Raw genomic sequence first — 13,626 nt, 5'->3', positions numbered from 1 at the left:
GCCGGAGCAGGCGCCCTCTCAACGTCGATCGTCACGTTTCCTGACCTGAAGTCCGTTTTTATCTTGCGTTGCGGCACCGCCGGAGCATGCCGAAGCGGCGATCATCAAACCGGATGCGTGCCGATGCAACCAGCTGCCCATTCAACCTGGGGAAGGCACGCCCAGATCGTGCGAATTGACGTGCCCCCGCACAGCTCCGAGCGACCTTCGCGACCCATGGGCTTGCTCTCAACTCAAAGGACGGATCGCGACGCAAGCGACTCAGGGGAGTGGCGAGTTCCAAGAGCCGCTTGTCTTGATTGAATGACGAGCGGCGGCAGAATATCTAGCCGCCGCTGCCGCGCCATCGCAGCCCGCTGCGGGGCGACGATCGGCGCATTCTCGGTGGGATCGTTCCTGTGCTGAGGTGCGGCCGGCGCTGCTGCGACCGCCTGGCCGAATATCCGCCCTATCCGACGGTCAAGGATCGCTTCGATCACTGAGCGTGAGCGGCATCCTCGCCCTGCCGGCGCCGGGCAGGACGACGGACCGCATCGCAGCCGCCGGCATGGCCCGTTCTCGCCTCGATCTCCTCGAACAGGCGCATCGGGGTAAGCCATACGCGGCGCGGTTCTCCGCGTTCGCGGCAAGCAGTTCCCCCAGCCCCCTACGCGTCGTTCCGAGGCGCTGTTCCCCTGCGATCCGAATTTCTCGCGCACAGCCGATTGACATCGGACACGATCCCAGCCTTTTTAGTAAAACCTTTTACCAAGGCGCTTTGACATGTCTCACAAAGAACTTCTCGACGCGATCGACCGCGACCAGGATCAGCTCGTCGATTTTCTCCGCCGCCTCGTCCGAGCGCCCTCGCCCAATCCGCCGGGCGACACCCGCGAAGCTGCGGGCCTCGTTTCGGCCTTTCTGGAGCAAAGAGGCATCGGGTCAGCGATCATCGCGCCTCAGGCGACGATGCCGAACGTCGTCAGCGAGTTCGACGGAGGCAGCACCGGCGAGCGGCTCGTGATGAACGGCCATCTCGACGTCTTCCCCGTCGGAGACGGTGCAGGCTGGGACCGCGATCCCTGGTCGGGCGATCTCGAGGACGGCTGCATCCATGGCCGCGGCACGACGGACATGAAGACGGGGACCGCCGCCTCCATCATCGCCTTCAGCTACCTGCATCGCTATCGCAGCAAGCTGCGCGGAAGCCTCGGCCTGACCGCCGTGTCGGATGAGGAAACGGGTGGCAAATACGGCAGCCGCTGGCTCCTGGAAAACGATACCCGCTGGCAGGGCGACTGCATGATCAACGCGGAGCCGGGCAGCCTCCACGCGATCCGCTTCGCGGAAAAGGGAACCTTGCGGATCACCTTCATCGTGCGGACGGCCGGCGCGCATGGCGCCTATGTGCACAGGACCGAGAGTGCGAGCCGCATCGCGGCAGCCCTGATCGCCCGCCTCGCGATCGTCGAGACGATGACACCGGATCTGCCGCCGGATCTGGCGGCCCATATGGCGAGAGCCGACGTGCGCGACGCCATGGATGCCGCGATGGGCCCCGGCGCCGCAGACGTCGCGACCCAGACGACACTGAACATCGGCGTGGTACAGGCCGGCCTCAAGGTCAACATGATCCCCGACCACTGCCGCGTCGAGGCGGATATCCGGCTGCCCATGGGCCTGAAGGCCGAGCAGGTCCTGGCGGTCATTGCCGGGATTCTCGAGGACTTTCCCCAGACCGAGATATCGGTGCAGGAAGCCGCCAGCAATCCGGCCGCCTATTGTGCCCACGATCACCGCATGGTCGGCCTTCTGGCCAGAAACGCCGAAACCGTCACGGGGATCAGGCCGGTCGCTGTGCCTTCGCTCGGCGCGACCGACTGCAAGTTCTGGCGCTACCGCAACGTGCCCGCCTATGTCTACGGCCCGGCGCCGGGCCGTATGGCGATGACCAATGAGAGCGTGCCGGTCTCCGAGTTCCTCGCAGTCGTCAAGACACACACCCTCGCCGCCTGGGACTTTCTCGGCGGCGAAGGCTGAAGTTCACATCAAAATCGAAAACATTGGGGGAAACATAGATGCCCGGCTTCTTCACCGTCTCGCGTGCCTGTCTCATCGTCGCCGCGCTCGGAGGCCTCATCGGCTCCGCGGCGGCGGCCGATCTGAAGGTCGCATTGAGCACCAACCTCAACACCCTCGATCCCGCCACCGCGACCTTCGGGGAGGAATATGTCTATAGCGGCCTGGTCTTCAGCGCGCTGATGGGGACGGACGCGGACGGCAAGGTCTATCCGGACCTTGCCGTCAGCTCGCAGGCCTCCGCGGACCTGAAGTCCTGGGATTTCAAGCTGCGTCCCGGCGTGCGTTTCCAGCATGGCAAGCCCCTGACGTCCGAAGACGTCGTCTTCACCTTCCGCCGCATCCTGGAACCGGGGACCGGTTCCGGCGCTAGGTCCGATCTCGGCCTTGTCGAAAGCGTCGAGGCGGTCGACGACATGACGGTTCGCTTCAAGCTCAGCGTGCCCTATGCGAGCTTTCCGGAACTGCTGACCGGCCGCCATATGCGCATCCTCGCATCCGACCGCGCCGACAGCATCAAGACTAGCCCGAGCGGCACCGGTCCGTTCCGTTTCGTCAAGTACACGCCCGGCGATTCCGTCGAGCTGGAGCGCAACCCCGACTATTACGGCGCCGACAGGATCAAGCTCGACAAGGTCGTGCTGCGCATCATCCCGGAAGCGGCCTCACGCGTCGCCGCCTTGCGGGCCGGCGACATCGACATGATCTGGAACGCGCCGCTGGAGACGATTCCCGATCTCAAGCGCAATCCCGACGTCGCGGTCGATGCCAGGCCGAGCGGCACCTGGGACGGTTTCGTCCTGAACAACACCAAGCCGCCCTTCAACGACGTCCGCGTGCGCAGAGCCGTCTATCTGACGCTCGACAAGCGCGCGCTCGTACAGTTCGCGCTCGACGGCCAGGGCGAGCCGACCCATTCCCCGATCGCGCCGACCGACCCGGCTTTCAACAAGGCGATCGGCTTCCAACCCAACATCGCCGAAGCCAAGCGCCTGATGGCCGAAGCCGGGCACCCGAACGGCTTCAAGCTGGACATCACCGTCCCCGTCGGCCGCCCGGCTCGCGAGCGCCTGGGCGTGGTGGCCCAGCAGCTTCTGCGGCAGATCGGCATTCAGGTGGCCGTCCAGCGGGTGCCCTACAACCGGTACAGCACCGAGATCGCAGGCATCGCCCCGATGTATGTCGACGGCTTCTTCGCGAGAACCGTCATCGATGCCGCGGTCTATCCCTGGTTCCACAGCAAGGGCGCCTGGAACGGCCGGATGTGGCGCTACAGCAGCCCGCGCATGGACGCGGTCCTGGACGAGGCGCGTCGCACGCCGGCCGTGGACAAGCAGCGCGATCTCTACCGGCAGTATCAGCAGATCATGGTCGACGAGGTTCCCGGCATCATCGCCTACGTCTCGAACGTCGCCACCGCCTATCGGACCTCGGTCAAGAACTATCGGACGAACCCCTTCCTGTGGCTCGACCTCGCTGATGTCGAGAACGTCAAGGCACCGTGATGGCAGGATACCTCACCCGCCGGCTCGGCCAGATCGTCTTCACGATCCTGGCCATGTCGGTCGTCATCTTCGGGATCACGCAGGTCCTGCCCGGCAACGTCGCCTATGTCATCGCCGGGCAGTTCGCCACGCCCGATCAGATCGCGGCCATCGAGACTAGGCTCGGCCTGAACGACCCGATGTGGCAGCAATTCCTCCGCTGGGCCGGCGCCGCGCTGCAAGGCGATCTGGGGACCTCCATGGTGATGAGCCGGCCCGTCGGCCCGCTCGTCGCCGAGGCCCTGGGCCGGTCGGCTCAACTGGCCGGCGTCTCCTTCCTGCTGGTCGCGATGATCGGCGTGGTCGTGGGCGTGGTGTCCGGCGTAAGGGCCGGCGGCTGGTTCGATCGCGTCGCGCTCGTCGTGACCTGGCTATCGGTGGCCATGCCGCAGTTCTTCATCGCGATCGTCCTCGTGCTCCTGTTCTCCGGGCATCTCGGCTGGCTCCCGGCGACCGGCTACACGCCGATCAGCGGGGGCGTGCTGAACTGGCTCTCCCACCTGATCCTGCCGGTCGCGACGCTGGTCGTCGGCCTGTTCGCACATGTCGCGAGCCTCCAGCGCGCGAGCATGATCGAAACCCTGGGCGCCTCCTATGTCAGGGCTGCCAGAGCAAAGGGTCTGAGCGAGCGCAAGGTCATCACGCGCCACGCCCTGCGCAACGCCCTGATCCCGACGGTTACCGTGCTGACCCTCGATCTCGGCATCCTCATGGGCGGCATCGTCGTGGTCGAGACCGTGTTCTCCTATCCGGGCCTGGGGCGGCTGATGATCACGGCCGTCGAACAGAAGGACCTGCCCGTGCTGCAGGCAAGCGTCCTCACGGTGACCGTGATCTACGCCTTCGCGAACCTAATCGCCGACCTCTGCTATCTCGCTCTCGATCCACGTCTGAGGACCGGTCATGCTGGCGTCCGCTGAACTCCGCGCGCGGCCGCGGCTGCCCCTTCCACTCGTGATCGGCAGCAGCCTGCTGCTCGCGATCCTGATGGCGTCCCTCGCAGCGCCTTTCATCACGGCCTTCGATTTCGACGCGATGGATGTGACCGCGCGCATGAAGGCGCCCGACGCAGTCCATTTGCTCGGCACCGACGAATTCGGCCGCGACGTCCTCAGCAGGACCTTGCACGGCGCTTCGACCTCAATCGGCCTCGGTGTCGCCGCGACGGCGTTCGCTTTCGCGATCGGGGTGCCGCTGGGCCTGCTCGGAGGCTATATGCGGGGCCGCCTGGACGATGCCATCATGCGCACCGTCGACATCCTCGTCTCGATACCTCCGGTCATGCTGGGACTGCTGATCCTGGCTTCGACCAGCCCAGGCGTCTGGAAGGCCGCGCTCGCCGTGGGGATCATCTACATCCCGATCCTCATCCGGCTTTCACGCAGCGTCGCGCTGTCCCTTGCCCAGGAGGAGTTCATCCTGGCGGCGCGCACGCGCGGCGAGGGGCTGGGCTGGATCCTGTTCCGCGAGATCCTGCCGAATGCCCTGCCGCCGCTGGTGGTGGAGACATCGCTGCGGATCAGCTTCGCGATCCTGCTGGGGGCGGTGTTCAGCTTCCTCGGCCTGGGCACGCAGCCGCCTTCCTCCGACTGGGGACTGATGATCGCGGAAGCACGCCCCTATCTCGAACAGGCCCCCTGGATCGCATTGGCGCCTGGCGTCGCGCTCTGCGTGACCGTGATCTCGATCAACCTCGTCGGGGAAGGCCTGCGCCAGTTCCTCGACGTCCGCAGCCAGCCAGGGGCGTAACCATGTCGGCGATCCTAGAAATCAAAGACCTGCAACTCGTCTACGGCGCCGGGTCGCAGCCCACGCTTCACGGCGTCGACCTCGAGATCGCGACCGGCCAGGCCGTCGGCGTGGTCGGAGAGAGCGGCTCGGGCAAGAGCACCGTCGCATGGACCGTGATGGGGCTGTTGCCACCCGGCGCCCGCGTCACCCGAGGCTCGGTATCCTTCGAAGGAAACGAGCTTCTCGCCATGTCTGTCGAAGAGCGCAGGCGACTGCGCGGCAAGTCCATCGCCATGGTGTTCCAGGACCCCTTCACGACCTTGAACCCCTGTCTGACGGTCGGGCAGCAGCTCACCGAGGTCCTCGTGGAGCGCGGTCTCGTCGACGCCGGCGCGGCACGGCGCGAAGGCTTGCGGCTGATGGACGAGGTCAAGCTGCCCCGCGCCTCGGAGCTTTACGATGCCTATCCGCACCAGCTCTCAGGCGGCATGAAACAGCGGATCGTGATCGCCTCGGCCCTCGCCTGCTCGCCGAAATTGCTGGTGCTTGATGAACCGACGACGGCGCTCGACGTGACGGTCGAGGCGCATATCCTGCGGCTCCTGGCCGAGTTGCAGAAGACACGCGGCCTGAGCATGCTGTTCATCAGCCACAATCTCGGCATCGTCGAGCAGCTCTGCTCTTCCGTCACCGTGATGCAGTCCGGCCGCGTCGTCGAAGCCGGCGCTGCGGAACAGGTGCTCCGGCGCCCGAACCATGCCTATACGCAAAAGCTCCTCGGCTCCCTCCCGCGCCTCCTGAAGCCCGCGACCCCGGCCCCAGGCCCGGCGAACGAGGAAGCGCCGCAAGCCGAGGTGATCGAGGCTCGCGACGTCTCGCTGAGCTTCGGCGGGCGCCCGGGCCTGATCTCCCGACTCCTCGGCGCCGAGGGCAACGCCGTCCAGGCGTTGGCGAACGTCTCCTTGTCCCTGCGAAAGGCCGAGATCGTCGGCCTCGTGGGGGAGAGCGGCTCGGGGAAATCGACTCTCGGGCGCTGCCTGGTCGGGATCTATGCGCCGCAATCCGGCGAGATCCGCCTCGACGGCCGAGCGACCAACCCGCGGGCCGACCGGTCTGACCGACGCATCCAGATGGTCTTCCAGAACCCCGACTCCTCGCTCAATCCCCGCCACCGGATCGGCGAGATCCTCGGCCGGCCGCTCCGGCTGGTCGGAAAATCGAAGCGCGAGGCCGACCAGCGGGTCAAGGAGCTTCTGGCCCTGGTGCGTCTGCCCGAGACCTATGTCAGCCGCTATCCCCACCAGCTCAGCGGCGGCGAGAAGCAGCGGATCGGCATCGCCCGGGCGCTGGCGCTCGAACCCGAGATCCTGATCTGCGACGAAGTCACCTCGGCGCTCGACGTGTCGGTGCAGGCCTCGATCCTGGATCTGATCAAGGACCTGCGCGATCGCCTCAATGTCGCGATCCTGTTCGTCTCTCACGACCTCGCCGTGATCTCGCAGATCTCCGACCGCGTCGTCGTCATGCGGGGTGGGCGCATCGTCGAGGAAGGCAGTGTCGGGCAGGTGATCGCCGCTCCCCGGGAGGCCTATACGCGAGAACTTCTGGCATCCGTACCGCCCTTCATTTCCGAGGGCCTTTCGACTGCACGCGCCATCGCCGGGGCCTGACGCGACGTTCCCGGCGATAATTCCTGGAGAACGCGATGCCGCACGCACAGCCCGCGCCGGAGGACGGGCTGCCCGCCCGGGAGCGTGTTCGGTGCGGGGCGGGTATCGATCCGCGGGAGGAAGATGCGATAGAATAAGGGCCTGGCGCATTTGCACGCTTCGAAGGAACGCGGAGATGCGCCAGGATCTGCACGACCATTCCGCTTCGCCCGAGCGCGAAGCCGGTTGTATTGTGGCTGCGACCGTCGAGACCATCTGCCGGTCGCTTTGCGGCGGCCGACCGCCTGAACTGGACGAAGGCCCGGCATTTCGTCAAAGAAGGCGTCGGCGAACAGGCAAATTCGTAGGATCATGTCATCCAGGCGCGCAACCATCTCCGACGTCGCCAATGCGGTTGGCATATCGATCGGCGCCGTTTCCCGGATCCTCAACAAGGATCCCTCGCTCAACGTCCGCGAGGAGACCCGGGAGGCGGTGCTGCGCAAGATCGCCGAGCTCGGATATTCTCCCAATCCGCATGCGCGCAGCCTGAGAACCGCGCGCACCGGCAGTCTGGCGATGATCCTTCCCGAGATCCACAGTCCGGCTTTCGCCGCCATGATCCAGGGCGCGCAAAAGGCCGCGCATGAGCGTGGCTATTCCATGCTGCTCGGCGGCGTCGGCCCGGACGGCGACGACCCCGAGCTCCCTGCACGATTGCTCGAGAAGAACCGGGTCGACGGCTTCCTCATAACCGCCGGGCGCCGGGAAACCGAGGCTTTTGCCGCCCTGCGCGACCTCGACGCTCCTTACGTCCTGCTGAACCGCTACCGCGACGAGGAGCAGCCTCATGTCGTTCTCGACGATACGGGCGGCGTCCTGGCGGTCGTCCGGCACCTGACAGATCTCGGGCACCGGCGCATCGGCTTCCTGGGTCCTTCCGAGCGTTTTCTCGGCATTCGGCGTCTGGCCGGTTACAAGGCGGCGCTAGAGGAAGTCGGCGTGGCCCTCGACCCCGCCCTGATCGTCGATACAGGCTATTTTCGCGAAGGCGGAGAGACCGGCCTGGAACAGTTGCTTCGCCTGCCCTCCCCGCCAACGGCCGTCTTCGCGACCAACCACCTGGTCGCGGCCGGCGCCATCGTCGCGGCAGGCCGTCATGGCCTGTCCGTGCCGGCAGATCTTTCGATCGCCAGCTTCTATGACGGGCCGGTCGCAGAATTGCTGCAGCCGCCGCTCACCGCGGTCCGCTATCCCCTCGAAGACCTCGGGTACCGCGCCACGAGCATCCTGATCGATCTGGTCGAGGGGCGCAGCGTCACGGAAACCAATGTCGTCCTGCCCTATGAAGCAGTCGTGATCCGCGGCTCTACGGGTCCCGTACGAGCTTCCCGCTAGCCGGCAAGGCTGGCGTCGGCCATTGCCTCGCCCTGGCCATCCCGGCTCGCCCGTGCGTCATCTGTACAAACGCGAAGCCCGGTGGTCTGCTGCTTGGGCTGCAGCGACGCGGACGCCTTTGCCTGCGGTCGCGAAACGGAAGGAGTGGTGGGCCGTGTCTGACGCCATGACAACTCTAGACGAACGGATCGCGCTTCTCCGGCGAACCATTTCAGACCTGATGGAGCAGGCAACGGCTGCTTCGGGCTCCGCCACCGAAGAGAGCATCGCGGCAAGGCTGGACGATCTTCAGCAGCGTCTCAACACGCTGCTGAAGGAACGCGAAGCGCTGGGCGGCAAGACGGATTGAGGCGTGGCGCCGGCTCGGCGGGGCGCCGCTATTTCGCCGGCGCCCCGCCGAGCCAGACCTTGATCGTCCCGGCGTCGGCGTCGGCAAGCGCGTGGCCGGCATCGATCCGGGCCAGTTCGACATGCCCGCCGGCCTTGCGAAGCCGCTCCGCCAGTGCCGCCGCGCCGGGCGCATAGGGATCGGATGCACCGGCGACGATCAGCGTCGCGCTGTCCGAGAGATCGGCCTGAGGCTGCTCCTCCAGCACGTCGATCGCCCGCAGCAGCACGGCTTTGCGGATGAGGCCGGGATGGAGCCGCATCGCCGCGGCGAGGAAATTCGCGCCGTTGGAATAGCCGAGCCAGGTCGTCCGATCCGGATCGAGCCCGTACGCCTTGACGGCCTCCTCGACGAAGGCGGCGAACGCCTCCGCTTCGGTGCGGATATCGGCCTGGTCGAACCTGCCTTCACCGAGGCGGCGAAACCAGCGTGCCGTCCCCTCCTCGGTGCTGCGCCCGCGCAGGCCGAGCAGGCCGGCGCGCGGCGCGGCGCGGCGGGCAAGCGGCATCAGGTCCGCCTCGCTGCCGCCGGTGCCGTGCAGGAGCACGATCGTGCTGCCGTCATCCTGCTCCGGCACATGGAAACGGTGGACGAAGGGCAGGTCGCGATAAGTCGGGCGCGGCTCCCCCGGCAGCGCGAATTGCGGCAGCATCACCCGGATCGCCTCGGCGCGCTCGGCATCGGAAGGCGGAACCATCAGCGTCTTGCCGAGCTCCGGCTCCGCCTCGTCGACGGTGAAGCCCGGCCCGTCCGTCGCCAGTTCGATCAGCGTGCCGCCGGGCTCGCGCGCATAGAGCGAGGTGAAATATTTCCGGTCGTGCCGGTTGGTGATCGAGGAGTTGAGACGCGCCAGCGAGGCCTCCGCCGCGGTGACAGCCGCCACGTCCTCCGCCCGGAAGGCGACATGGTCGGCGACGCCGGTGCCCGGCGCGCCCGGCCAGAACCCCGCGGCCTCCTGAACATCGATGACATCGCCGCTTCCGGAGACCAGACGTTGGACGCCATCGGCCTTCGCCGCCGCCTCATAGCCGAAGCGCCCGACGAAATGCGCGGTTTCCTCCGGCGTCTCCGAAAGGATCGTCGCGCCGCGCAGCCGCAGGATCGCATCGCCCGGCTCGATACCGGGCGACAGCCAGGGCGAAGCCGCCGGCATCTCGACGCCGACCAGCTTCACCACCACCCCGTCGGGATCGCGCAGCCGCAGTACCGGCTCGCCGAATTCCTGCCGGGGTCCTGCGGCCGGCACCTGCCGCGTCAGCGCCCGCGTCAGCCAGAAGCCGATGCTGGCCGGCGGAACGGCCAGCGCGATCTCGCTCACCTGGCCATGGCCGACGCGCCCGGCCGAGCCATCCTGCCAGACCAGGAAGGTGATCAGCGAACCCGGCGTCCCCAGCCGGTCGCCATAGAACAGATGAAGCTGCTCGGCGTCCTCATAGCCGCCCGTCTGCTTCACCAGCCGCATGCCGAGGAAACCGGCATAGAAGTCGATATTGGCCTGCACGTCGCGCGTGATCAGCGTGAGATGGTGGATCCCGGAGGTCATGACCGCGCTTTCCGCTCTGCCGTGGCAACAAGAGTTCGATCTCTTGCCCGCATCGGCGCCGCGCGTCGAGCCTGCCGATGGCGTCGGGCGCGAGCGCACCGCCTATCCTCCATCGCTGCGCTGCGCGTATTGACGGCGGCGCGCGCGGCACACAACTCAGCGGGACGTCCGGACGCGCCTCGAAGGGAAACGAGATGACGACGCAGCTTCAGCTTGGCCTCGACACCTTCGGCGACGTCACCGCCGGCCCGGACGGCGCGCTCAAGCCGCATGCGCAGGTGATCCGCGACCTCGTCGACCAAGGCGTTCTCGCCGACGAACTCGGCATCGATTTCTTCGGCATCGGCGAACATCACCGCGCCGATTTCGCGGTATCCTCGCCCGAGACCGTACTCGCCGGCATCGCGACGCGCACCAGCCGCATCCGCCTCGGCTCCGCCGTGACGGTCCTCAGTTCGGACGACCCGATCCGCGTCTTCCAGCGCTTCTCGACCGTCGATGCGCTCTCCAATGGCCGCGCCGAGGTCATTCTCGGCCGCGGCTCCTTCACCGAATCCTTCCCGCTATTCGGCTTCGACCTGCGCCAGTACGAGGCGCTGTTCGAGGAGAAGCTCGACCTCTTCGCCGAGCTGATCCGCAAGACGAGCGTGACCTGGCGGGGAAACTTGCGCCCGCCGCTGCGCGACCAGCAGGTCTTCCCGCCGATCGAGAAGGGTGGGCTCACGACCTGGATCGGCGTCGGCGGTAGCCCGGAATCGGTCATTCGGGCCGCCCGCTACGATTTGCCGATGATGCTCGCCATCATCGGCGGGCCGCCGCAGCGCTTCCGGCCCTTCGTCGATCTCTATCACGATGCCTTCGAGCGCCTCGGCCGACCCGTGCGCCCGGTCGGCGTGCACTCGCCCGGCTATATCGCCGACAGCGATGCTGAGGCCGTCGAAGAGTTCTTCCCCGCCTACAAGCAGATGCGCGACCGGATCGGCGGCGAGCGCGGCTGGGCGCCGATGACGCGCGAGGAGTTCGAGCGCGAGGTCGCCAGCGGCTCGCTCTATCTCGGCTCGCCCGAGACGGTCGCCCGCAAGATCGCGGCGACCATCAAGGGCCTCGGCCTGTCGCGCTTCCAGCTCAAGATCAGCGCCGGCCCGCTGGCGCATGAGAAGATGATGCGCTGCATCGCGCTCTATGGCCGCGAGGTCATGCCGCTGGTGCGTGAAATGCTCGGCTGAACCATCGACCGCGCCGGAAATCGGTACGGCGCGGCTTCTGCCACTTCTCCGGAGCAGTGGCCCGCGTTCATCGGTGGCGCGCAGCCCTCACTTCCAGCCGGGCCGCCATTTCGCGAATTCGGCCTTGGTCTCGTCATCGGCCGGGTAGAGTCCGAAAATGCCGCGCCCCTCGCGCACCTTCTCCTCGACGAAATCCTCATAGGCGGTCTGCTCATAGGCTTCGGCCGTGACCTCGTTGGCGAGATGGGCGGGGATGACGCAGACGCCCTCGCCGTCGCCGACGATGATGTCGCCGGGATAGACCGGGACATCGCCGCAGCCGATCGGCGCATTGAGGTCGAGCGCATGGTGCTGGATCAGGTTGGTCGGGGCGCTCGGCCGGTTGTGATAGGCCGGGAAGCCGAGCGCCGCGATGTCCGGGCTATCGCGGAAGCCGCCATCGCTGACGATGCCGGCGACGCCGCGCTGCATCAACCGCGTCACCAGGATGCAGCCGGCCGAGGCAGCGCGCGGATCCTTGCGGCTGTCGATCACCATGACATGGCCGGGCGGACAGGCCTCGACCGCGACGCGCTGCGGGTGCTCGGTACCGGCGAAGACGCCGAGATGGTCGAGATCCTCGCGTGCCGGAATATAGCGCAGCGTATAGGCCTCGCCGACCATCCGCGCCTTCGGATCGAGCGGGCGCACGTCCTGGATGAAGACATTGCGGAAGCCGCGCTTGAACAGGGCGGTGGTCAAAGTCGCGGTCGAGACGCGCTTGAGCTTCTCGCGGTTCTCGGGCGTCAGGGCAGTCGATGTCATGGGTAGGCGTCCTCGTTCGGGCCACGACTCAATCAGCGTCAGGATCGTCATTCCGGACAAGTGGCGAAAGCCACACAGCTCCGGAATCCATCTAGAGGCGAGCCCTGTGATGGATTCCGGCACTCCGCTTCGCTGCGGCCGGGATGACGGGCGCGGCTAGCAGCGAACCTGCCGCTCACTCGATCCTGACATTCGCCTTCTGCGCCACCTCGGCCCAGCGCTTGGTCTCGTTGGCGATGTGGGCGGTGAACTCGGCCTGGGTCGAGCCGACGGCATCGACGCCGAGCTTCTTCAGCTGCTCGATCACGGCCGGCTCGCGCATGATCGCCTGGGTCTCGGTGGAGAGCTTGGCGACGATCTCCGGCGGCACCTTCGAAGGCGCGAAGAAGCCGTGCCAGGAGCTGGCGTCATAGCCCGGGATGAATTCGGAGAGCGCCGGCAGGTCGGGCGCGACCGCGAGGCGCTTCGGCGTCGCCGTGGCGAGCGCCCGGATCTTGCCGGCTTCGACATGCGGCCAGGCGATGGTGATGTTGTCGAAGGTCAGCTGGATCTGGCCGGAGAGCAGGTCCTGCGTCACCTGCCCACTCGAGCGATAGGGCACATGGGCCATATCGGTGCCGGTCGCGACCTTGAACAGCTCGGCCGCCATATGAGTCGAGGTACCGGCCCCCGACGAGCCGAACGAGTATTTGCCGGGGTTCTTCTTCAGGAGCTCGATCAGCTCCGGCACGGTCTTGGCCGGCAAATCGAGATTGACCATCAAGATGTTCGGCACGCTCGCCACCTGCGAGATCGGCGCGAAATCCTTGATGTGATCATAGGGCATCCTGGCATAGACGCCGGGGTTGATCGCATGGCTCGACACCGTACCCATGGTCAGCGTGTAGCCGTCGGGCTCGGACCGGGCGACCGCCGCGGCCCCGGTATTGCCGCCGGCTCCCGGCCGGTTCTCGACAATGAACTTGCCGCCGAGGCGGGCGCTGAGCCGCTCGGCCAGGATGCGCCCGAGCAGGTCGGTGGTGCCGCCCGCGGCGAAGGGCACCACGATGGTGACGACCTTGCTGCCGGGATAGCCGGGCTGCGCCAGGGCCGGCGCCGCGATCAGGCTGGCCGCACCGGCCAGCACGGCCCGGCGTGTGAACCTCGTCATCTGTTTCCTCCCCTTCTGCATTTGCCGCCCTGTCGCGCGCCTTCGGGCCGCGCCTCTTTCGGGCGTCTTGCTCTTCCCATAGCATGGTATTTGAGATTTGAAATCTGAAATTTCAGACTTGATACAGCTTGCGCT

Annotated in this window: 12 protein-coding genes; 9 read left to right on the top strand and 3 right to left on the bottom strand. The window is 66.8% G+C overall.

The genetic code is table 11. From position 1 onward, the window contains the following. Positions 1-762: 762 nt before the first annotated feature. The 7 genes from AC3RCC_RS08685 (at position 763) to AC3RCC_RS08655 (ending at position 8,729) form a co-directional block, all read left to right on the top strand. On the top strand, positions 763-2,019 hold the full coding sequence (locus AC3RCC_RS08685) for a M20/M25/M40 family metallo-hydrolase (protein WP_492258184.1): 1,257 nt from the start codon (positions 763-765) through the stop codon (positions 2,017-2,019). A 38-nt stretch (positions 2,020-2,057) separates the two neighbouring features. Further along, positions 2,058-3,563 (top strand): ABC transporter substrate-binding protein, encoded by a 1,506-nt coding sequence (locus tag AC3RCC_RS08680; protein WP_291633140.1) that lies wholly within the window; start codon positions 2,058-2,060, stop codon positions 3,561-3,563. Further along, positions 3,563-4,522, top strand: a complete 960-nt coding sequence (locus tag AC3RCC_RS08675; protein ID WP_291633138.1) for an ABC transporter permease — start codon at positions 3,563-3,565, stop codon at positions 4,520-4,522. Before AC3RCC_RS08680 ends, AC3RCC_RS08675 begins: the two co-directional genes overlap by 1 nt. After that, complete coding sequence (locus tag AC3RCC_RS08670; protein ID WP_291633136.1) at positions 4,506-5,351, top strand: ABC transporter permease; 846 nt, start codon at positions 4,506-4,508, stop codon at positions 5,349-5,351. Before AC3RCC_RS08675 ends, AC3RCC_RS08670 begins: the two co-directional genes overlap by 17 nt. A 2-nt stretch (positions 5,352-5,353) precedes the next feature. After that, the gene (locus tag AC3RCC_RS08665) at positions 5,354-7,003 is read left to right on the top strand and encodes a dipeptide ABC transporter ATP-binding protein (protein WP_492258183.1); all 1,650 of its coding nucleotides are present in this window, start codon (positions 5,354-5,356) and stop codon (positions 7,001-7,003) included. A gap of 351 nt (positions 7,004-7,354) precedes the next feature. After that, positions 7,355-8,380: a LacI family DNA-binding transcriptional regulator gene (locus AC3RCC_RS08660; protein ID WP_291633132.1), complete on the top strand. Its 1,026-nt coding sequence runs from the start codon at positions 7,355-7,357 to the stop codon at positions 8,378-8,380. Between the two features lie 154 nt (positions 8,381-8,534). Beyond that, positions 8,535-8,729 (top strand): hypothetical protein, encoded by a 195-nt coding sequence (locus AC3RCC_RS08655; protein WP_492258182.1) that lies wholly within the window; start codon positions 8,535-8,537, stop codon positions 8,727-8,729. Between the two features lie 28 nt (positions 8,730-8,757). On the opposite strand, the gene AC3RCC_RS08650 is transcribed toward AC3RCC_RS08655, so the two are convergent. Next, entirely contained in the window at positions 8,758-10,311 is a 1,554-nt protein-coding gene (locus AC3RCC_RS08650) for a VOC family protein (RefSeq protein ID WP_492258181.1), read from the bottom strand. Here AC3RCC_RS08650 and AC3RCC_RS08645 point away from each other — a divergent pair. After that, positions 10,310-10,444: a hypothetical protein gene (locus AC3RCC_RS08645; protein ID WP_492258180.1), complete on the top strand. Its 135-nt coding sequence runs from the start codon at positions 10,310-10,312 to the stop codon at positions 10,442-10,444. The two genes, AC3RCC_RS08650 and AC3RCC_RS08645, sit on opposite strands and share 2 nt — an antisense overlap. A 61-nt stretch (positions 10,445-10,505) precedes the next feature. Further along, complete coding sequence (locus tag AC3RCC_RS08640; RefSeq protein WP_492258179.1) at positions 10,506-11,537, top strand: LLM class flavin-dependent oxidoreductase; 1,032 nt, start codon at positions 10,506-10,508, stop codon at positions 11,535-11,537. 87 nt (positions 11,538-11,624) lie between these two features. Here AC3RCC_RS08640 and AC3RCC_RS08635 read toward each other — a convergent pair whose 3' ends face one another. Together AC3RCC_RS08635 and AC3RCC_RS08630 are read right to left on the bottom strand one after the other, a co-directional pair. Beyond that, positions 11,625-12,341, bottom strand: coding sequence for a ribonuclease activity regulator RraA (locus AC3RCC_RS08635; protein ID WP_492258178.1), 717 nt, complete (start codon positions 12,339-12,341; stop codon positions 11,625-11,627). A gap of 175 nt (positions 12,342-12,516) precedes the next feature. Continuing rightward, entirely contained in the window at positions 12,517-13,491 is a 975-nt protein-coding gene (locus AC3RCC_RS08630; RefSeq protein WP_492258177.1) for a Bug family tripartite tricarboxylate transporter substrate binding protein, read from the bottom strand. Positions 13,492-13,626: the final 135 nt, after the last annotated feature.

This window comes from Allobosea sp. GW823-FHT01F03 (genome assembly GCF_058798075.1).
The sequence above is the reverse complement of the archived record's forward strand: the minus strand, read 5'-3'. Positions and strand labels throughout refer to the sequence as shown.